Annotated in this window: 19 protein-coding genes and 2 pseudogenes; 6 read left to right on the plus strand and 15 right to left on the minus strand. The window is 62.9% G+C overall.

What is annotated here, in order from left to right:
* Positions 1 to 47 precede the first annotated feature (47 nt).
* The gene (locus DBZ32_RS15690; RefSeq protein WP_119168127.1) at positions 48 to 470 is read left to right on the plus strand and encodes an antibiotic biosynthesis monooxygenase; all 423 of its coding nucleotides are present in this window, start codon (positions 48 to 50) and stop codon (positions 468 to 470) included.
* Positions 470 to 1,147 (plus strand): glutathione S-transferase family protein, encoded by a 678-nt coding sequence (locus DBZ32_RS15695; protein WP_119168128.1) that lies wholly within the window; start codon positions 470 to 472, stop codon positions 1,145 to 1,147. Before DBZ32_RS15690 ends, DBZ32_RS15695 begins: the two co-directional genes overlap by 1 nt.
* Positions 1,148 to 1,484: 337 nt before the next feature.
* Here DBZ32_RS15695 and DBZ32_RS22140 read toward each other — a convergent pair whose 3' ends face one another.
* The 3 genes from DBZ32_RS22140 to DBZ32_RS15710 all read right to left on the minus strand — a co-directional run bounded on the left by DBZ32_RS22140 (position 1,485) and on the right by DBZ32_RS15710 (position 3,024).
* Positions 1,485 to 1,808 (minus strand): hypothetical protein, encoded by a 324-nt coding sequence (locus DBZ32_RS22140; protein ID WP_162906786.1) that lies wholly within the window; start codon positions 1,806 to 1,808, stop codon positions 1,485 to 1,487.
* Between the two features lie 51 nt (positions 1,809 to 1,859).
* Positions 1,860 to 2,063, minus strand: coding sequence for a hypothetical protein (locus DBZ32_RS15705; protein ID WP_208539251.1), 204 nt, complete (start codon positions 2,061 to 2,063; stop codon positions 1,860 to 1,862).
* 478 nt (positions 2,064 to 2,541) lie between these two features.
* Positions 2,542 to 3,024, minus strand: coding sequence for a cupin domain-containing protein (locus DBZ32_RS15710; RefSeq protein ID WP_235830226.1), 483 nt, complete (start codon positions 3,022 to 3,024; stop codon positions 2,542 to 2,544).
* A 164-nt stretch (positions 3,025 to 3,188) separates the two neighbouring features.
* On the opposite strand from DBZ32_RS15710, the gene DBZ32_RS22860 reads away from it, so the two are divergent.
* Complete coding sequence (locus DBZ32_RS22860; protein ID WP_119168130.1) at positions 3,189 to 3,383, plus strand: transposase; 195 nt, start codon at positions 3,189 to 3,191, stop codon at positions 3,381 to 3,383.
* Between the two features lie 168 nt (positions 3,384 to 3,551).
* Here the strand turns inward: DBZ32_RS22860 and DBZ32_RS22530 are convergent.
* A pseudogene (locus tag DBZ32_RS22530) lies at positions 3,552 to 3,791 on the minus strand (transposase); the annotation flags it as partial.
* Positions 3,792 to 4,203: 412 nt separating this feature from the next.
* Between DBZ32_RS22530 and DBZ32_RS15720 the strand changes: the two are divergent.
* Positions 4,204 to 4,752 (plus strand): annotated as a pseudogene (locus DBZ32_RS15720) (ABC transporter ATP-binding protein); the annotation flags it as partial.
* A gap of 22 nt (positions 4,753 to 4,774) precedes the next feature.
* Positions 4,775 to 4,918, plus strand: a complete 144-nt coding sequence (locus DBZ32_RS22535; protein ID WP_407923502.1) for an aldehyde dehydrogenase family protein — start codon at positions 4,775 to 4,777, stop codon at positions 4,916 to 4,918.
* A gap of 22 nt (positions 4,919 to 4,940) precedes the next feature.
* On the opposite strand, the gene DBZ32_RS15730 is transcribed toward DBZ32_RS22535, so the two are convergent.
* The 11 genes from DBZ32_RS15730 to pdxR all read right to left on the minus strand — a co-directional run bounded on the left by DBZ32_RS15730 (position 4,941) and on the right by pdxR (position 17,364).
* Positions 4,941 to 5,918, minus strand: a complete 978-nt coding sequence (locus DBZ32_RS15730) for an oligopeptide/dipeptide ABC transporter ATP-binding protein (RefSeq protein WP_119168131.1) — start codon at positions 5,916 to 5,918, stop codon at positions 4,941 to 4,943.
* Positions 5,915 to 6,910: an ABC transporter ATP-binding protein gene (locus DBZ32_RS15735; protein ID WP_119168132.1), complete on the minus strand. Its 996-nt coding sequence runs from the start codon at positions 6,908 to 6,910 to the stop codon at positions 5,915 to 5,917. Before DBZ32_RS15735 ends, DBZ32_RS15730 begins: the two co-directional genes overlap by 4 nt.
* Complete coding sequence (locus tag DBZ32_RS15740; protein ID WP_119168133.1) at positions 6,907 to 7,806, minus strand: ABC transporter permease; 900 nt, start codon at positions 7,804 to 7,806, stop codon at positions 6,907 to 6,909. The genes DBZ32_RS15735 and DBZ32_RS15740 overlap by 4 nt, the downstream gene beginning before the upstream one ends.
* Positions 7,803 to 8,723, minus strand: a complete 921-nt coding sequence (locus DBZ32_RS15745; RefSeq protein ID WP_119168134.1) for an ABC transporter permease — start codon at positions 8,721 to 8,723, stop codon at positions 7,803 to 7,805. Before DBZ32_RS15745 ends, DBZ32_RS15740 begins: the two co-directional genes overlap by 4 nt.
* 86 nt (positions 8,724 to 8,809) lie before the next feature.
* On the minus strand, positions 8,810 to 10,339 hold the full coding sequence (locus DBZ32_RS15750; protein WP_119168135.1) for an ABC transporter substrate-binding protein: 1,530 nt from the start codon (positions 10,337 to 10,339) through the stop codon (positions 8,810 to 8,812).
* Positions 10,340 to 10,456: 117 nt separating this feature from the next.
* Positions 10,457 to 11,899, minus strand: coding sequence for an amidase (locus DBZ32_RS15755; RefSeq protein ID WP_119168136.1), 1,443 nt, complete (start codon positions 11,897 to 11,899; stop codon positions 10,457 to 10,459).
* On the minus strand, positions 11,896 to 12,768 hold the full coding sequence (locus tag DBZ32_RS15760) for an alpha/beta fold hydrolase (RefSeq protein ID WP_119168137.1): 873 nt from the start codon (positions 12,766 to 12,768) through the stop codon (positions 11,896 to 11,898). The genes DBZ32_RS15755 and DBZ32_RS15760 overlap by 4 nt, the downstream gene beginning before the upstream one ends.
* Positions 12,765 to 13,526, minus strand: a complete 762-nt coding sequence (locus DBZ32_RS15765) for an SDR family NAD(P)-dependent oxidoreductase (RefSeq protein WP_119168138.1) — start codon at positions 13,524 to 13,526, stop codon at positions 12,765 to 12,767. Before DBZ32_RS15765 ends, DBZ32_RS15760 begins: the two co-directional genes overlap by 4 nt.
* Positions 13,527 to 13,551: 25 nt before the next feature.
* Positions 13,552 to 14,490, minus strand: coding sequence for a dihydrodipicolinate synthase family protein (locus DBZ32_RS15770; protein ID WP_119168139.1), 939 nt, complete (start codon positions 14,488 to 14,490; stop codon positions 13,552 to 13,554).
* Positions 14,491 to 14,671: 181 nt separating this feature from the next.
* Positions 14,672 to 15,598, minus strand: a complete 927-nt coding sequence (locus DBZ32_RS15775) for a LysR family transcriptional regulator (protein WP_119168140.1) — start codon at positions 15,596 to 15,598, stop codon at positions 14,672 to 14,674.
* Positions 15,599 to 15,852: 254 nt separating this feature from the next.
* Positions 15,853 to 17,364 (minus strand): MocR-like pyridoxine biosynthesis transcription factor PdxR, encoded by a 1,512-nt coding sequence (pdxR, locus tag DBZ32_RS15780; protein WP_119168141.1) that lies wholly within the window; start codon positions 17,362 to 17,364, stop codon positions 15,853 to 15,855.
* Between the two features lie 212 nt (positions 17,365 to 17,576).
* Here pdxR and DBZ32_RS15785 point away from each other — a divergent pair, with 212 nt between their 5' ends.
* Positions 17,577 to 19,145, plus strand: a complete 1,569-nt coding sequence (locus DBZ32_RS15785) for an ABC transporter substrate-binding protein (RefSeq protein WP_119168142.1) — start codon at positions 17,577 to 17,579, stop codon at positions 19,143 to 19,145.
* Positions 19,146 to 19,297 lie beyond the last annotated feature (152 nt).

Genomic DNA, 19,297 nt, shown 5'->3' on the forward strand with positions numbered 1-19,297 from the left:
TCTATCGCGATGCCAGTCCCGGAAAATCGCGTCGGAAGGACCTCAGAATGACCTATCGGATCAAAGCCACCGCAGCCGTAGCCGCAGCCGCGGCTGCGCTCACCATCGCCTTTGCCTTCCCGGCAGCGGCCCAGGAGGTAACGATCGCTGCGGGAGGTGATCACGTCACGTTCATGAATGTGATGACCCCGAACGAAGGCGTCACGCTCGAACAGCTGGCCCGGCAACTGACCATCGCCATGGAAGATGATGCCAGCAGGATGCCCGGCTTTCAGACTGCCAGCGTCCATATCAGCCGCGACGACAGCTATGTCGTGAACTACGCGCAATGGGACGATGTCGCGTCGGTCGAGGCGGTGGTCGCAGCCCTTGGCGAAGGGCAACTGCCCGACCTTGCGCAGGCGTTCGCGATGTCCTCGCCGGAATTCCACCCCTACGACGTTTACAGCGTTACCCTGGTGGCGGAGTGATGGGCGATCTCGTCTTTCACTTCCATCCTTCGCCCAATCCGATGAAGGTCGCGCTGCTGCTAGAGGAAATCGGGCTCGATTACGATGTCGTACCAGTCGACACGTTCCGTGGCGCACAGCACGATCCGGCGTTTCGTAGTCTGAACCCGAATGCCAAGGTGCCGGTAATCGTCGACGATGAAACAATCGTCTTCGATTCGAATGCGATCCTTCTCCATCTGGCGGACAAGCACGGCCAGTTCATCCCCAAAGCCGATAGAGGCCGCGCGGCAACGCTCAGTTGGCTCTTTTTCGTGGCGACGGGGTTGTCCCCGTTCTCGGGACAAGCCGTTCACTTCTGGCGTATGGCACCCGAGGACCTGCCCTACGCAAAGAACCGGTATCGCAAAGAAGTCATCCGTCACTACGAAGTCATGGAGCGGCGCCTGAACGAAGTGCCGTTTTTGGGCGGTGACGACTACAGCATTGCGGACATGGCCGCCTGGGGGTGGATGAGCTATGCGGCTTATGCGCTGGCCGAAGGATTGTCCGATTTCCCAAAGGTCAGTGCGCTTTTTGAGACGATTTCAGCGCGACCCGCGGCGACGCGGGCCATGGCTCTCAAGGCGCGGGATTTTGGCCTCAAGCAGGAGTTTGACGCCGACACGGCCCGCATTCTGTTTCCACAAAACGCATGAGAAAATGGGATAGGGCGCAACCTCACAGCTCTGTGCAACCTGCTGCCTAGAGGTTGCACAGCATTTTCCTTTTATGAAACTGGGTTCTTCGCTGTAGTCGACCCCAAAGCGGCCATTGGGACCAAGCCGACCAGCGTCGGCAAGGTCCCGCCCATCGGACAGTATGGAGCCGTAACGCGAATGGCTTCTTCAAAGGGGGCGATGAAGAGAACGAAGGCGGGTCGGTGTCAAAGGGCGCCCCGCCTGGGGCCGGGCGGGGCGTTCGGCGACGCCTCAGTGCTTCGGCACCCACAACGAGCGGCTACCCGACCTCAAGTGCTGACCGGATCCCTGCACGTCAGGCGCGGTCGAAGGCTCTCTGCTCCACCAGCTGGTCGAAGTGCTCGGCCAGGGTCGTCTCCACAGGGCGCAGCGCGAGTCCGAGGCCCTCGCGTGCCCGTTCCGAAGAGAACGCGAGCGGATAACCAAGGTTGCGCCGGGCGAAAGGTAGCGGCACGCCCGCGAAGGGGCAGGCGAGGATGGCGAGCGGTGTCGGGATCACCCAACGCGGCAACGGCCAGCGCCCGGCGACATGCTCCGCGAGAATGCGCCCGATCCCGCGCCGCTTCCAGCCGCGCGCGGATCGCGGTCGACTCCCTCGGCTCTGAGCCCGTTGCCTCAAGAACGGGGACTTCGTACTGCGCCTCCGGAAATCGACGATCGACGCGCGCCACTACGTCTGCCCGCTCAGTACGGCGTTCTGCGACTCGGCACAGACTCCGGGCATCTGCTCGATCTCGATGCCGTCGGTCTTCGCAACGTCGAGCATGCGCGTTTTGTCTGTGAACCCCTCCGACTCCAGGTGCCGGGTCGTGGTCGGGACATGGGCATGGCGGTCGCGCTGGTCGCCTTCGCGGTGCGGCGCAGGGATCGTCACGCCGACGACCAGAATGCGCGGGTAATCTGCGACCGCTCCTCCACGCCGATCTCGGACCGTGTGTGCAAGGGGAGCGGTCAGCTGTCACGAGGCTTTGCGAAAGTACTATTCGGATTTAGGGGGTCCGGATGAAACTCTGGCTACTCCAAGAGAGGCGACCGCACTGCAGCGCCAGGGAGTTATGCCAACGCGTCCCAAGCCAAACGGTATTTCGAGGTGTCCATTTTCCTGAGCTCTGTATTCATAAACGTGACCCGATGAGGCACAGGCGAGGAAGGTCCGCCTTGCACCCGAAACCAGACTCAATCGGGTCGGCCTGCAGACTTCCTAGGTTAGCCATAAACGGACCTCCATAGATGTTCACAATTAGAATTTTCATATCTACCGACTCTCCGCTCGGGGCTGAAGGAATTCCAGCACATGTGATCGAAGACAAGTTCCTGCTGCGCACAATACGACAATCGCACCCACATCATGACTACAGCGGTTCATCCAAACCGTTCGACAGAGAAATCCAAAGAACGAGTTGAGAGTCTGGCGAGTGACGCGAAAGATGGCCTTTACCATGTGTGTCTTCGATGAGAACAAATTCGCCCGCAGCAACCTTCCGGACTTCACCGTCACTCGTCTCGTACTCTACTGAGCCATCTAGTCTCACTGTCAGCACTCGATCAGGCACTGTGTGCCAATCGACCTGGCGCATACCCGCCGGGATGCGGGTAAAGCGGACGCGCGATGCCGGATAACTGGCGGTAACATCGAACGGTATGGCCTCGGGGTGGACCGACACCTTTTTGGTCGGTATCTCGACCTCATCAAAATGCGATTCCCCATCCGGCGTGGCGTAGATGCGTAGGCACTTCACTGTGGCGGCCACCTTAGGGCTTACCATGACGAAACGACGTGTCCTTACCATGATGCAGTAGCAAAGCGGCACCGTCGTTGTGGTGAATGAGTCCACCTTGGATCATTTTTCACGTTTTCCAATCTGTCAAATTGACGGTGAAAAGGCATCCAAAACCAGACGTTTGGCGGGCTCGTTGCCGGACACAGCTCGATCGTGATTCAAACTCGCAGGGGCTTCGAATCATGCGCTATGAACTCACCGATTCTGAATGATCAGTCATCCAACCTGTTCTGCCAAACAAGTCTCACGCTGTTCCTCGCGTTGACGACCGGCGTGTGTTGAACAGCATCTTCTGGGTCTTGCAATCAGGAGCGCTGTGGCGATATCTGCGGCCAGCATCCAACCTGCTACAACCGGTTCAATCGCTGACGCAAGGCGGGCATCTGGGACAACATCCTCGCGGCCATGACTGATAGTCGTAGCGCAGATGTCCAAACGCTCGACACGTCCATTGTAAGGGTGCATCAGCATGCAAGCCGCACCAGGACATGCGAGAGCAACCGCACAGGCCGCTCATGCGGTGGACTGACAACGAAAATCCACGCGGTTGTCGATGCCAAGGGGTTGCCCATCCGACTGGCTCGTAGCGCCGCGTTGTCCAGCATCGTCTCCGCCAGGAGACGCTTCAGCTTTGCGTTCTTCGCCTCTGGCGTCCACAGCCTCTACGCCGCCGAACCGGGTCTTGTACTTGTAGAAGGTCGCATTTGAGATGCCGTGCCTGCGGGAGGTTTCCGTAGTCTTCTCTCAGCGGTCTTCGCCCCGGCATCTTGCTCGCGGATCGTCCCGATGATCCGCACCTCCGAAAATCGGCTTTTTCTCACGGTCCATCCTGTCTCTCGATGGGTACCGCCATCTCATGGTGGGATTTCAGAAGGGTGAGCCACGCCCTCTCCAGGTTCGAGTAATAACACTGTCGCCAACAGTTTAGCTGCTATAGCTAAAAGCTTGTGGCGCGGTCCGCCGGGCCGGCTGAATGCTCTCCGACATTGGCGTGGAAGCCTCGAGAGAAGGTCGCCGCTTTGGCAGGCGCTGAAAGGGAGGTATGCGATCGTGACCAGGCCCGAAGATGCGGCTTGTTGGTTCGCCCCCATGCTGCAGAAGAACGTCGATATGACGTCGACGCCGTGACCGACGCAGCCGTCCTCGGCATCGAAGGTGTTTCCAAGATCTTCGAAACCGTCGAAGGCTCGCCTCTAGAGGCCCTGGCGGACACGAGCTTCGAGCCTCGGCGAAGGCGAATTCGTCTCCGTGATCGGGCCGAGCGGCTGCGGCAAGTCCACCCTGTTCAACATCATCGGCGGCCTGGAGACGGCCAGCAGCGGGCGGGTGATGGTGTACGGCAAGCCGGTCGACGGCTCCCACCACGATATCGGCATGGTGTTTCAGCAAGAGAGCGCCTTCCCCTGGCGCACGATTTTGGACAACGTGGCCTTCTCGCTGGAGGTGGCCGGAACGCCCAGGACGGAGCGCTACGAGAAGGCGCAGCGCTTCATCGAGCTGGTCGGGCTGCAGGGCTTCGAGCGGAGCTATCCGCGCCAGCTATCCGGCGGCATGCGCCAGCGCGCCGCCATCGCGCGCACGCTGGCCTTCGAGCCGCGCATCCTGCTGCTGGACGAACCTTTCGCCGCGCTCGACGAGCAGACTCGCTTACTGCTCGGTGAACAGTTGCTCGAGATTTCTGCGGCGCTGCGCCAGACCGCCTTGCTGATCACCCGTGAGCGGCCCCCACGAGGTGGTCCAGTAGCAATGTTAGTGAAGGGTTGGTCTTTGCACCAGCGGTAGCCTGGCGGGCGGAGCCGGCTATATCTGGATCAACAACGTCAGTCAGCATTTCATCGGCGCCAACTTCGGCGGTTACAAGCAGTCCGGCATCGGTCGCGAGGAAGGGTTGGAAGAGCTGCTTTCTTTCACCCAATGCAAGAACGTCAACGTGACCCTCGATCCCTGAAGCACGACAGTGCTGGGATCCTTCAGAGCTGCGCCAGATGGCACTCCACCGAGCGGTCGTCGCCATGGCGCGGCAGCGGCGCCTCACGTGCGCACCGCGGTTCCGCGAGCGGGCAGCGCGTGTGAAAGCGGCATCCGCTGGGCGGGTCGAGTGGGTTGGGGAAGCTCGTTCCAAGTCCCAGTTCAGGTAGTCCCCCGCCCTCTTGCGGTACGAGCACCGCAGATCGCAGGGCTTGCGCATAGGGGTGCTTGGGGGCGTGGAAAACCGCATCGGTCGGTCCTGCCTCGACGATGCGACCGAGGTAGAGCACCGCCACTCTGTCTGTCATGTGCTCTACGACGGCAAGGTCGTGGCTGATAAAGAGCATGGCGACACCGGTTTCTCGACGCAGGTCGGCAAGCAAGTTGAGAATCTGTGCCTGGACGGAGACGTCCAGTGCCGAAGTCGGTTCGTCGCAGATCAGAAGCTCCGGGGCGATCGCCAAAGCGCGTGCGATCGCCGCTCTTTGGCGCTGCCCGCCGGACAGCTCGCGGGGAAAGGCTGCAGCGGCACGTGAGGGCAGGCCGACCTGATCCAGCAGCTGCGCTAACCGCCTGGCGCGGTCTGATGCATCGCCGATGCGATGGACCTTCAGCGGTAGCTCGATGATGTCGCCAATGCGCTGAGCAGGATTGAGCGAGCTGAAGGGGTCCTGAAATACTGGCTGTATGCGGCGTGCCAGCGACTTACGGTCGATCGCGGCCAGGGGGCGGCCCTCGAGGCGAATGAGGCCTGCGCTGGGCGCCTCTAGGCCGAGCAGCAGTCGGGCCAGCGTGCTCTTGCCCGAGCCGCTCTCGCCGACCAGACCCAGGATGCCGCCCTTTGGAATGGTCAGGTCGACTCCGGCCAGCGCGTGCAGCGTCTTTTTCCCACGCAGCAGCCCCCGCGAAACGCGATAGCGTTTTTCGATGCTGCGAGCATCCAATAGCGGAACCGGGGAGGGGAGCGGTTCGGCGGTCATGCGCCGTCGCCTGCCGCAAGCGGGTTGAGACAACGGAGCCAGCGGTCGCCGCTGTCGGCCGGCAGTTGCAGAAGCGCCGGGACCGAGGTTTCGCAGTCCGGCTGGACGCGCGAACAGCGGCTGGAGAAGGCGCAGGCCTTGGGCGGCGCCACCAAGGACGGCACCGTTCCGGGGATCGTGCCGAGCGGCTGGCCCCGCTGTGCCGGATCGGGCCTCGGCACGCTGTCGAGCAGGCCGCGCGTGTAGGGATGACGCGGGCTGCCTAGAATGGTCCGAGCACCGCCGGTTTCCACAACCTGGCCCGCATACATCACGGCGATTCGGTCGGCGACGCGGGAGACCACGCCGAGATCGTGACTGATCAGAATGACGCCGATGCCGAACTCGCTCTGCAAGTCTTTCAGTAGCGCCAGAATCTGAATCTGGATCGTCACGTCGAGCGCGGTAGTGGGCTCGTCCGCAACGATCAGCGCTGGCATACACAGCACCGCCATGGCGATCATCACCCGCTGCCGCAAGCCGCCCGACAGTTCGTGAGGATACTGTCGAAGACGCAGCGGCGCGTTGCTGATCCCGACCCTTTCAAGCAGTTCGACTGCACGATTGCGCGCCGTTCGTCGGTCGCCGCCGCGGTGTCGACGGTAGACGGCGCTGAGCTGGTCGCCGATGCGAAAGGTCGGATTGAGGGCAGTCATCGGGTCTTGAAAGACCATTCCGATATGCGCCCCGCGCAAAGCTTCGACGGATGCGCCCCGGTCGGCCAGGAGGTCGCGTCCGTCGAAGGCGTAGCGATCCACCGACCAATGAGCCCGAGGCGGGAGCAGACGGAGCAGGCTCAAAGCGGTCATGGACTTGCCGCAGCCGGATTCTCCGACCAGACAGAGCGTTTCGCCGCGCTCGACCCAGAGATCGACCCCGCGCACGGCCTCCAGTGGTCCGTCTGCGGTCGGCAGCGTGACCCGCAGACCGGCGAGGTCGAGAAGCCGGCTCACGCTCCCCCTCTCCGGGTCACGTCGCGCAGGCCGTCGCCCAGCAGATTGATCGCCATGGTCAGCAGGAACAGGCAGAGCCCCGGCAGGGTGATCAGCCAAGGATCGAAGAACATGAAGGTCTTCGCTTCGGAGAGCATCAGTCCCCAGGAGGGGAGCGGCGCTTGCACGCCCAGCCCGAGGAACGAGAGTGCGGCCTCCAGCAGGATGGCGCTGGCCATCTCGACCGTGGCGACGACGATCAGCGGCGGCGCGATGTTGGGTAGGATTTCCCGGAAGAGAATATGCGGCAGCGAGCAGCCGATCGCGCGCGCCGCGCGCACGTAGTCCGCGCTGCGGGCCTGTTGGGTCGCGCTGCGGGCCACCACGGCGAACTGGTCCCAGAGCAACAGCCCGATCACCAGAATCACCGTTGTCAAGGACCCACCGGCGATGGCGACCACGGCCAGAGCGACGAGGACCAGCGGCATGGACAGGCGCGTTGTGATGATGAAGCTGATGACCGCGTCGACCCGGCCGCCGAAGTAGCCGGCGACCAGGCCGAGCGTGATTCCTATAGTCCCCGAAATCGCCACCGAAACCATACCGATCAGCAAGGAAATCTGACCGCCGTAAAGCAGTCGGGTCAGATAGTCGCGGCCAAGCTGATCGGTGCCCAGGATATGGCTGGCGAGACTGTCCGCATGCCAGAAGGGCGGTCGCAGGCGGTTGGCGACGTCGGGCAGATAGGGATCGAAGGGACTCAGCAGCGGCGCGAGCAACGCGAGCAAGGCGAAAACCAGCAGGATCGTACCGCCGATCAGGAACCCGCGATGCCGCAGCGCGGCGAGGGCGAACTCCGCGTAGGGCCGCCGGGCGATGGGACCTACGCGTTCGAGCGGCGGCGGCACTAGGCTCATGTCGGCGTCCTCAGCCGCGGGTCGGTCCAGGCGTTCAGGAGATCGGCCAGCAGCGTCAGGGCGATATAGAACATCGAGATCATCAGCACGATGGCCTGGATCACCGGCATGTCCGCCCGGCTCATGGATTGCCAGGCGAGGTAACCGATGCCCTGGATGGCGAAGACCGACTCGATAATGATCGAACCTCCCAGCATGAAGCCGAACTGGACGGCGGTGAGCGAAATGACGGGAAGCAGGGCGTTTCGCAAGCCCCAGCGAAACAGGATCGAACCCTGGCTTAAACCCATGGCGCGGGCTGTTCGAATGTAGTCCGAGCTCAGCACGTCGAGCATGCCTGCGCGCGTCAGCCGCATCAGAGCCGGCGTGGCGTAGGAGCCGAGGGCGATCATCGGCAGCACGAAATGGGCCAGCGTATCGCTGCCCGAGATGGGTAGCCAGCGCAGTTGAACGCCGAACAGCAGAATGAGCAGCAGGCCGGCCCAGAAGTTGGGGATCGACTGTCCGGCAACAGCCAGGAAAAGAGCGAAACGGTCGATGATCGAGTTGGGTCGCAGTGCCGCCGCGACGCCGAGCGGAATGGCCAAAGCGAGTGCGAAGGCAATCGATAGTACGGCGAGTAGCGCCGTCGCGGGCAAGCGTTCGGCGACCATCTCCAGTACCGGTCGGTTGGTCAGGTAAGATGTGCCGAAGTCGAGCTGCAACAGGCGCACGAGATAGTCGGCATATTGCACGACGACCGGGCGATCGAATCCATGGCGCTCGCGGATTGTCTCGATGTCCAGGTCGGTCGCGCTGTCGCCGGCCAGCGCCAGCGCCGGGTCGATCGCAACATGCGACAGGCAGAAGGTCATGACGGAGACCGCCAGCGCGACCAGTGCGGCAACCACGAGGCGACGGACGATCACGGCCCACATGCTGTCACGAGTCTCCAAGTCGCCCGCTCGGGGCAGGCACGACGGTGGCCGGCCTGTTCGGCACGGCCCGCACGCCGTTCAAGAGATTATTTCCAAGAGGCGGAGAAGAAACGCGGTAACTCGTCCACGTGCGGCGTGAAATCGAGATCGCTTTTGTAGGCGTAGCCCATCACGATGGTATGCATCGGCACCCAGTAGGCACGCTCGCTGGCAAGGGTGATCGCCTCGGCGTAGCTCTGCTTTCGCGTCTCGGGATCGACGGAGACGTTGGCCTCCGCGATCAGCGCCATGATCTCCTCGTCGCGTGCGCCGTCGTTCGTACCGCCGTTGAAGAAATTGCCCATCGAGGCGGAAGCGTCGGCAATGGAGAAAGAGCCCCAGTCGCCGTACCACATACCGATCTGACCTTCCCGCCAGGCGGAGAAGGAGGCCCGAGCCTGTAGCATCTCGAGATTTGCGGTGATGCCGATCACTGCCAGGTAGGCTTGTACCGCTTCCGCCCGTGCCCTGTCGCGGTAGGACGCCATCTCCACCGTAAAGCCCTCGGAAAAGCCGGCCTCGGCCAACAGCGCCTTGGCTTTCTCCGGATCGTAGTCGTAGACGACCGCGGCCGACTCGTCGCAACCGAACTGCCGGGGGTAGCAGGGGGCATTGATCGTCCGCCCGTCGCCGCCGACCAGATTGGTCACTATGGTCTCGCGGTCGATGGCATGGTTGATCGCCTGTCGAACCCGAACGTCGGTCAGCGGATTGCCTTCGCTGGTTCGTCCTGCCGCATCTAGCGCGACCATCGCGATCCGCATGGTCGATCCCAGAACGGCGGTGACGCCAGGGATGTCCGAGAGCTGCTCGATCTGGTCGCTGGGCATGTTCCAGGTCCAGTCGATGCCGCCGCCAATCAGTTCGGCGATTCTTGTTGCGCTGTCGGGAATCGTCCGCACCCGCAGCACCTCGATCGAAGGTGTGCCCTTGCCGCCGTCGGCGAAGTAGGCGGGGTTCCGGGTCAGCGTATAAGTCCCTCCCTCCACGGCGGTGAGTGCATAGGGACCGGTGCCGATCGGCGACTGGCCGAAGGCGTCGGGACCGGCAGCCTGGTAGGCGTCCGAGGGATAGATCGGCAGCGAGCCGGCAATGAACTCCAGGGCTGCAGGGAACGGCTCCTTCGAGACAATGCGAACCGTGCGTGCATCGACGGCCTCGACACGCTCGATCCAGCCGACCGAGGCCTGTGAGCGTGCGCCGGCCTCCGGGTCCGCGTAACGGTTTAGGGTGAAGGTGACATCCTCGGCGGAGAACTCGGAGCCATCGTGGAAGGTTACGCCGTCGCGCAGATCGAACTCCCAGGACCGCTCATCGATCTGACGCCAGCTTGTCGCGAGCAACGGCTCATATTCGAAGGTTTCGGGATTGCGCCAGATCAGCGTATCGAAAAGGTGGCGGGTCATCACCACGCCATCCCGCGCCGTATTGAGGTAGCCGTTGAGATTTGGGAACTCCTCACCCAGCCCGATGGTCAGTGAGTTGTCATCCGGTCCGGCTTTCACCGCGTCGCCACCCAGCGTTAGGACACCGAGCGTCAGCGCACTGATCGCTGCGGTCGCGAGAACTCTCTTCATTTCTTGCTCTCCTCTGTTCGCTTCGTAGGTTTGGCCGACCCTGTTCGCTCGGGCCGTTCCTATTCGATGCTGTCTACATTCCGGTTGGTGTCTGCGCTCGGTAGCGCTTGCGGCGCATCACTGGGCAGCGGCCTCTTGCGGGTCGAAGGTAGGCCGGACGAAGTCCGATACTGCCTGAAAGGCTGCAGCGGCGCTCAAGACCAGGTCGTCGCGAAAGGGGGCTGCTGCGATCTGCAGGCCAACTGGCAGGCCCGGCGCAGCTCGGGAGTCCGGGCCGGTCAGGCCGCAGGGAATGCTGGCTGCCGGCTGCTGAGTCATGTTGAAGATGAAGGTGTAAGGGGACCAGATCTCGCTGTTCATCTGGTACCAGTGGAGATCCTTCGGGCTTTGGCTGATCCCGGTCGGATGCGGCAGGACCGCCATCGTCGGCGTCAGCAGCAAGTCGTAGCGCTCATGGAACCGTAGCATCGAAGCTTTCAGCGCAGTTCGGACCGACTGCGCCCAGACGTAGTCGTTGACGTCATAGTCCTCGGCCATTTCGACGACCCGCGCGACCACGGGGTCGAGCTGAGCGCGCTGATCGGCTGAAAGCTTGCCGACCCCTGCCGCACGATTGCAGAGGCGAAGAATGTCGTAGGCGCCGAAGAGGTCCGGCAGTTCCGGCGTCGCCTCCTCGACCTGTGCTCCGAGTTCGGCGAAACGTTGGACTGCCGCGTCGACCAACCTCGCAACTTCGGGCTCCGGGTCGCGTATACCGAGGCTGGGCGAATAGGCGATCTTGAGCTTCCTTAAGGCCATCTCCGGCTGAAAGGCCAGTGCGGTCTCCTGCCGTGGCAGCGCGTCGCCGTCTCGCACATCGGGACCCGCGATTACTACAAGCATCGCGGCCGCGTCTGCCACCGACCAACTCATCGGACCCACATGGCCGAGACTGCCGGCCGCGCTCGGTGGGTAGTTGGCGACAAGTCCGTAGGTCGGTTTGAGTCCGAAGCAGCCACCGAAACTCGCGGGCATCCGGATCGAACCGGCCGCATCGTTCGCCAGCGCCAGCGGTCCGGCACCTGCGGCCAACTGTGCTGCTGCGCCCATGCTCGAGCCGGCGCAGCCGTAGCCGGTGTTCCAGGGGCCGACCGTGTTGCCGGTCAGCGGACTGGATGAGAAGGGGCTGCCGCCGAACTCGGTGGTCGTCGTCTTGCTAAAGATGACCGCACCTGCCGCGCGCAGGCGAGCGACGGCCGGTGCGTCCTCATCCCACGGTCCCGAGGGATCGACGGTCCTGGACCCTTTCAAGGTGGCCATGCCCCGAGTGAGAATCATGTCCTTTACACTGACCGGTACACCGTCCAACAGGCCGAGTGACGTTCCATTCCGCCAGCGGGCCTCGGACAGGCGAGCGGTCGCCAGCGCGCCTTCTCGGTCGAAGCGGCAAAAGGCGTTCAGCGTCGGCTGAATCGCATCGGCCCGAGCCTGGACGGCTGCCAGTACTTCGACCGGGCTGAAGCGGCCCGCTCGATAGCCGGATGTCATCTCGCTGGCCGTGAGGGCCGCAAGCTGGCTCATCGAACGAACCTCCTTCTCGAACCTCGGGCGGACTCCGAAGCACCCTTGAAAAACTCTAGGACCAGCTTTGTGAAGCGGTCCGGGGCTTCCAGGTTCGGCATATGTCCGACGTCCTTAAGAATTTGGGCCGGCCCCTGGCCCACTGCGGCGGCCAGAGCCTCCGTAACCGCAGGCGGGCAGACGGCATCGCTGTCGCCGCCGACGACCAGAACCGGCATTGTCAGGTTGGCGAGCAGGTCGCGCCGATCCATTCCGGCAGAGGCGGTCAGGGCCGCGAGGTAGGGCAGGCGTTTCAGACCGCTTAGGCTCTCGCTCATCTGCGCACGCGCGGCCGGACTCGCCGTTGGGTGCAGCAAGCTTTCGACAATCCCTTGTACGCGGTCGCTGCGCACGCTCTCACCGTCGAACAGACCGTGGCGCGCGTCGATGTAAGCCTGCCGTTCGGCCTGGCTCATGTGTGCCAAGTAGGCTGGCTGCGTGCCGGACAGGACCAACCCGGTGAAGCGATCCGGAGCGATAGCGCAGGCTTCCAGCAGAATGCGCCCCCCCATCGAGTGCCCCACGGCGTTGACCTTGTCGAAGCCGAAGGCATCCATCAAGGCGAAGAGATCGTCGGCGAAGTCTCGGAAGCGGACAACCGGCGGGCCGTCGCTGTCTCCGTAGCCGCGCGCGTCCGGGGCGATCGCCCTGAAGCCCGAGGCCAGCGCGGTGAGCTGAGGGCGCCATTGCGCACGTGCTCCTCCGATGCCGTGGAGCAACATGATCGGTGCCCCGGTGCCCGCAACGTCACAGGCGATCGAGCGACCCGGAGCGACCTGCACGCGCGGTTCCAACACCACTGTGCCCGGCGAAGTGTGGGCCGATGTCATAGCAGCGAAAGTCCCCCGTCGACGCGTAACACCTGGCCGGTGATGTGGCGGGCCGGCCGTGACAGCAGGAAGGCGACGGCGGCGGCGATGTCATCCGGATCGGCGATCCGACCGCTCGGCGTGGCTCTCGCCGCCGCTTCCCACGCTGCCGGCCCGAGCGCTGCGTGGCCGCCCTCTTTGCGCGTGTAGCCGGGCGCGACGCAATTCACCGTCACACCGCTCGGCGCGAGCTGGAAGGCCAACGTCTTGGCTAGCGCTTCCAGCGCACCCTTGCCGGCCGCCGTGGTGGGGAAGATCGTCCCCTCGATGCCGATATCGTTGGCGACGAAGGAACTGATGGCCAACACCCGGCCCCAGGTCGAGGCGCGGAGGTCGGGGAGGGCACTGTTCACCAAGGCGACGAAGGGCAGTGTATTTACAGCGATGGACTCTGCGACGTCGGCGGCGTCGAAGTCGCCGAACTCGGTCTTGGCCGCACGCCCGGCGTTAGACACGATCTGGTCCAGGCGGCCGAAGCGCGCGCGGGCGAGCGCCACCAAGGCGGCGGGTACGTCGATGTCCGTCAGGTCGCCAAGCTGAGTTGCGACGGTTGCGCCCGCCTCCCGCACCGCCGTTGCGGTGCGCTCGAGCCCTTCGCAGTTGCTGCGGGTGGTCAGCAGAAGTGCCGTCTTCGGCGCTGCGATCGACCGGGCCGTTGCCGCCCCGATGCCGCTGGCTGCACCTGTGATCAGAACGACGCGCTCGATCTCCTCAGCCATCCCCCTCCCGCCCTCTACCAACCGGTTACTCTGCGGCAGCTGCCGGGGCGAGCTTGAAGCCGTACTTGCGGTCCAGATCCAAGGCTGCAAAGGCGTCGAGGCCGACTTGAAGTGCCGCAGGGTCGAGCGGACGCAGCGGTTTGCGCAAGGGGCCGGCAGGTAATCCAACTGCCCGCATCAGGCTCTTGACCGCGACGGGATTGATGGCGGAGTAGGCGAAGTGCAGGATCGGCAGATTACGCAGCCAGGCTTCGCGGCAGGCGAAAGCGTCGTCTCCGGTCTCCCAAGGCTTGGAGATCACCGCCATCTCCTCGGGGATCAGATTGCCGGTCATGTTGGCGGTGCCGTGCCCACCGAGCGCCATGGTCGGGATGACCAGTCCAAGATTAGGCGAACAGCAGCACATGATTGCCATGTCGGGCTCCGCCGCGCAGATCTGCGCGACCTGGCCGACGCGCGTCGTGCTCTCCTTCAGAACGACCATGTTCGGATGCTTGGCGATCTGCAGCAGATCGTTCCAGTGCAAGTCCGTCTTTACGCGCGGAGGGTTGTTGTAGAAGCCGATCGGCAGATCGACGGCATCGCAAACCTCCAGAACGTAGGCGACGATATCGGCGTTGGCTGCGCAGATGTAAGCGGGCGCAGCAATGATGGCGCCGTCGGCACCTTCCGCCGCCGCAAAGCGCACATAGTCGATTGTCTGCGCGGTATTTTGACCGGTGCAGCCATAGTAGAGCAGCATGCCGGAGGGACGCATCCTGACCGTCTCGCGGATGATGCTGTGCCGTTCCTCCGCCGCTAGCATCGAGACCTCGCCGGTCGAGCCCATGATCAGGACGGCCGAGGTTCCGTGCTCCGCGTGCCAGGAGAGAAGGCTGCGGAAGCCCTCGTAATCCACCGAACCGTCTAGGTTCATCGGTGTGACAAGGGCGACGAAGGATCCGATCGGTCTGCGGTGGGCCATGACGCCTTTCCTCTCTCCGGCAATGCGGGCGGTCTCGACGCAAGACTAGGCCGCCAGAGGGTATGACACCAAATATCTAATTTCGATCACTCCATAACCAATTGGAATGCCCTCCGTGGCGGATCGAGCGACGTTTCTGAGTCTGCGCTTCTGGGTCAGCGATTCTGGGCCTGTCGCGGACTCAGGAGGTGTCGCGCCGCTCTCGTCCTGTTCGCTCTATCAAAGGGGAGGCCTCGACGGTGGCGATAGCGTCGTCCATCACTGCGGCGGCGGCGCGCGACTGGGGCAGTCCGGCCGGCCGGATCAACCGGAAATGAAAGGGGATGAGGGGATCTAGCGGTCGGACGGAAAGGGTGTCCTCGCCGAACATGGCCGGGGTCAGGGGATCGACGATGGAGATACCGACTCCTCGGGCGACCAGGGCGCAGGCGGCGAAGCTGGGCTGGCACTCTCCTCGGATCTGCGGAGTTACGTCGGCGTCGATGAACATCTGGTCGACATGCCGGGCCGTAACGGTGTGATGGCTGAGCGCGACCATCGCCACGCCGTCCAGGTCCTGCGGACGAATCATCTTGCGAGCCGCCAACGGATGACCCGGCGGCATCGCTACGACACAGGCCATCTCGTAGCTCGCCACCACCGTCAGATCGGGGCGTCGGTTCGGCAGATGGGCGAAGCCGAAATCGAAAGCCGCTGCGGCGGTAAGATCGGCGATTCGCGGCGAGGTATGAACGTCGAGGCTGATTCGGATGTCGGGATATGTCGCCGAGAAGCGACTGATGATCGATGGAACCAGGTCGGTCGCGAGGGCAGGCATGGCGGCGATCCGCACATGTCCCCGGCGCAGGTCGCGGATCTCGCGAGCCGACTGCGCGAGGCGCTGCAGCCCGAGGTAGGAGCGTTCTAGTTCCTCGTGAAAGGCTATCGCTTCCGGCGTCGGGATCACACCGCCCGGGGCACGGTCGAATAGCCGAAACCCGACCTCCTGCTCCAGGGCCGCGATCAGTTTGGTAACGGCCGGCTGCGACAGCCGCATGGCTTTGGCGGCACGCGTGATGGACCCATGCAGCATGGCCATACGAAAGGCTTCCAATTGGCGGAGGTTCATCGGTTGCTACTGTTTCGACAATTTCAGCCTGTTCATGATCGGCACGGCGATGGCGCGATCAGCCGTACGATCCCGAGTTTCTCAGTTGCCGGACACCGCGTTTGGCGCGCCCCATCCTCTAACACGCTTTCTTTAAGGATGCGGCTCTGGGGGTGAAAGCGGTAACGATCCAATCTGGGCGGATGTACCGGTCGCACGGCCCTGACAGCCCTGACCAATGAGCCAAGACGTGAGTGGTGCCGCTAAACTGCGTCTCACTCCGTATCTGAGGCGAGTCCCCGCAACTGTGCCAAACGGCGGCCTGCGTCTTCAATCGCTTCGACAGGATAGGCGGCGAAGCCCAATAGCAGGCCGGGTCGCTTCGCACGTCCTGCGTAGTACATCGACAGCGGACGCGCGATGATCTCTTTGTTCCAAAGATCTCTGGCAACCTCGACGTCGTCGGCGCCGTTGCGCAGCGGAACCACCAAGTGCATGCCGCCAGTCATCTCGTAGGCGGGTGGCCGATAACCCACGATCCGGCGAAGAACCGAAATCATCGCTTGTTGCCGGTCTCGATAGAGCGCCCGCATACGGCGCAAGTGGGCGGCGTACAGACCTCGATGCATGAACTCGGCCAGGACCATCTGCTCCATGATCGGAGCATGGCGGTCGATCACGGCGCGCGCCTTGGCGAAGTCCTCGGCGATATCCATCGGAACGAGAAGGAAGCCGAGCCGAAACGACGGTAGCAAGGTCTTCGAGAAAGTACCCATATGAATCACGCGGCCGGAGCGGTCGAGACTTTGCAGTGCTGGTAACAGATGCCCCGCGTATCGTGTTTCCGAATCGTAGTCGTCTTCGAGAATCCAGGCTCCGGTGCCGTGTGAAACTTCAACGAGTGCTTGCCTCCGTTCCGGCGACATTGTCGCTCCGAGCGGATACTGCCGTGCGGGAGATACGCAGATCAGCCGCGGCGTGGCGAAGCGATCGCGGGCCTGGGCCACATCCAGACCGTCGTCGTCAATCGGGACCGGCAGCACGTGACAGCCGTTGGCGAGCAAGGAGGCGCGTATGCCGATGTACCCTGGCTCCTCTATCCAAACCGGGTCGCCGCGATCGAGCAACATGCGCGTCACGAGATCCAGTCCCTGTTGCGATCCACTCGTCACTATCACTTGGGCAGCCACACAATTCAGCCCACGGGCTGTCCGCAGATGATGGGCAATGGCTTCGCGCAGCGGCTCGTACCCGGCATTCGAGACTTGAACCAGCGAAGAGCCGGTCAGGCGCCCCGACACCTCGCTCATCAGTCGCAACCAAGTTCGAATGGGAAAGGCGCGAAGGTCGGGAACGTCGGGCATGAAGGGGGCGGGACGTTCGGTCAAACCGGGTGGACACTGCTCCATGAGGGAGCGGCCCCGCCGCGACAGGCGCTTGAACGGATATCCCCGCTGCCCGCTTTGGAATGCCATACCGGGAGCGACGGCTTCCGGCCTGGTCGGCGGCTGTTCGGGAATTTCCTTCGCCACATAGGTTCCGTCGCCGACCCGTGAATCCACATAGCCTTCGCCTTTTAGGATCTCGAAAACCTGTAAAACCGTATTGCGCGAAACTCCCCATTCTGAAGCGAGCGTTCTGGTAGAGGCTAATCTGGTCGCCGGCGTCAGGTGGCCGCCCGCGATGTCTGCGCGCAGTTGGTCCACGATCTGCCGATACACCGGAATGCCGCCCGCATGATCGAGGTGGACAGTCGCGAAAGACCCTCTGGAGCCCGATTTGGCCAAGGTGTTGTCATCCAGCCATTCATCAAATTGGCTCCATTCTGTATCCCATAATGGTCCTTCTGCTCAATGACCGGGCGCAGTTAGCGTTCCTTGCATAGTGCTGAGGCAACCGTCTGACGGCGCATCGAAGGGCGCGGCCAGAACGATGGAGTCCAGTCGAGCAGAAGCCGCGCGCGACGGAGCTTGCGTGCCAGGCCGGGAAGGAAAAGACGATGAACAGGGACCGTAAGAAGATCGACACGGCGTGTGGGGACTTCGATGCCGGCGGACTTTCGCGCCGGACCTTTCTGAATCGCCTGGCAGCGCTGGGCGTATCCGCCGGCGTCGCCAATTTCGTGGCACTGTCGCCATTGGGCGCACGCAAGGCCTACGCGGCGATCGGCGGGCCCGAAGAACGTGCCTGGGCTCTCGCCCAGGAGATGGCGGCAAAGGCCGAGAAGAAGACGCTGACTCTGCTGATCCCCACCGGGTCTATCGGCAACATGACCCCCTACGTCGACAAATGGAAGAACGAGCTGGGCATCGATCTGGAGTTCATCGAAGAACCCGACGAGGTGGTGCACACCAAGGGCATGCAGGAAGCCGTCGCCCGTACCGGTCGCTACGACGTGATGATGCCGACGGCGATGTCCTATCCGGACTGGATCGACTCAGGCGTGATCTACGACCTGACCGACTGGGTCGAGACCTACAACCCAGAGCTCTTCAACGAAGAATACGGTGTGGTCTTTCCAGCGAGCCACCATGCCCAGCTCTACAACGGGCGGGTCGCCGGTCTGCTGAATGACGGCGATCAGATCACGCTGCTGTGCCGCAGCGACCATCTGACCGACCCGGACAAGATGAAGGCCTTCGCGGATGCCCATGGCTATCCGCTCGACGTGCCGAAGACCTGGACGGAGTATCACGACCTCGCCAAGTTCATGCACGATCCGGACAACAACTTCTTCGGCAGCCTGGAATATCGTTCACGCTACTACGTGAAGTGGATGTTCATGCAGCGGCTCATGTCCAAAGGCCGTCTCTACTTCGACGGCGACATGAATCCCACCTTCAACTCCGACGAGGGGTTGGCCGCGCTGGAGGACATGCTGGCGATCAACCCTTACCTGCATCCGGATGCCTTCAGCTTCACCTGGTCGTCCAACTACAATGCCTTCGGTCGTGGCGCCGGCTTCATGAACATTGTCTGGCCGTCCGGCTTCAAATATTCGAAGGCTCCCTCGACCGGGCCTGCCACCACGGGCAAGATCGCAGCGACGGTCATGCCGTCCGATACCCTGAGCGATGGCTCGCAGCTCTACGCAGGACTGTTCTGTTGGGGGTATGGCTATGCCGTATCTCGCTACTCGGCCAATCCGGAGCTGGCTTACGCCTACGCCCAGTGGATGACCTCTCCGACCGTCTCATCCGACGCCATCCCCTATCTCGGCGGATACTCCGACCCCTATCGTGTCAATCATATGAAGGCACCGACCCAACGATTGGTCGACACCTATTCGCCCGAATATCTCGACACCCTCTACAACAACATCGTCAACACCGTACCGGACTTCTGCCTGCCGGGCGGGTTCGAGTATCAGGACGCGCTCGACAAGGAAGTGCACGCCTGCATGACGGGCGAAAAGGCACCGAAGGAAGCGCTGGACGATGCGGCGCGCGCTTGCGATCGCATCACCCGCCGTATCGGAAAAGAGAAAGTGAAAGAGTCCTGGCTGTCTCTCGCCAGGAACTTGGCCGAGCCAATCAAGCGAGCCAGCGGCGCTGATCAGTGGGTCTAGCGGATAGCGGAGCTGTCGTGAGCATGGGAAGCCGAAGCGTTCGCCGCGACCGGCTTCCCACTCCCGAGGTCAGTCTCACTCTTTCGTGCTTCGTGCCGTCCACCCTTGCAGCGACCTCGCAATGAATGTCGAGACCAAGATTTCAACGGATC

Origin of the sequence: Algihabitans albus, assembly GCF_003572205.1 — a bacterium.
GTDB classification, from domain to species: domain Bacteria; phylum Pseudomonadota; class Alphaproteobacteria; order Kiloniellales; family DSM-21159; genus Algihabitans; species Algihabitans albus.

What these genes read in the sequence shown, in the direction of transcription:
- DBZ32_RS15745 (WP_119168134.1), bottom strand. Translation starts at nt 8,723, where the DNA reads ATGTGGGCCGTGATCGTCCGTCGCCTCGTGGTTGCCGCACTGGTCGCG.
- DBZ32_RS15770 (WP_119168139.1), bottom strand. Translation starts at nt 14,490, where the DNA reads ATGGCCCACCGCAGACCGATCGGATCCTTCGTCGCCCTTGTCACACCG.
- DBZ32_RS15690 (WP_119168127.1), top strand. Translation starts at nt 48, where the DNA reads ATGACCTATCGGATCAAAGCCACCGCAGCCGTAGCCGCAGCCGCGGCT.
- DBZ32_RS15695 (WP_119168128.1), top strand. Translation starts at nt 470, where the DNA reads ATGGGCGATCTCGTCTTTCACTTCCATCCTTCGCCCAATCCGATGAAG.
- DBZ32_RS15755 (WP_119168136.1), bottom strand. Translation starts at nt 11,899, where the DNA reads ATGAGCCAGCTTGCGGCCCTCACGGCCAGCGAGATGACATCCGGCTAT.
- DBZ32_RS15785 (WP_119168142.1), top strand. Translation starts at nt 17,577, where the DNA reads ATGAACAGGGACCGTAAGAAGATCGACACGGCGTGTGGGGACTTCGAT.
- DBZ32_RS15750 (WP_119168135.1), bottom strand. Translation starts at nt 10,339, where the DNA reads ATGAAGAGAGTTCTCGCGACCGCAGCGATCAGTGCGCTGACGCTCGGT.
- DBZ32_RS15775 (WP_119168140.1), bottom strand. Translation starts at nt 15,598, where the DNA reads ATGAACCTCCGCCAATTGGAAGCCTTTCGTATGGCCATGCTGCATGGG.
- DBZ32_RS15760 (WP_119168137.1), bottom strand. Translation starts at nt 12,768, where the DNA reads ATGACATCGGCCCACACTTCGCCGGGCACAGTGGTGTTGGAACCGCGC.
- DBZ32_RS15740 (WP_119168133.1), bottom strand. Translation starts at nt 7,806, where the DNA reads ATGAGCCTAGTGCCGCCGCCGCTCGAACGCGTAGGTCCCATCGCCCGG.
- DBZ32_RS15765 (WP_119168138.1), bottom strand. Translation starts at nt 13,526, where the DNA reads ATGGCTGAGGAGATCGAGCGCGTCGTTCTGATCACAGGTGCAGCCAGC.
- DBZ32_RS15730 (WP_119168131.1), bottom strand. Translation starts at nt 5,918, where the DNA reads ATGACCGCCGAACCGCTCCCCTCCCCGGTTCCGCTATTGGATGCTCGC.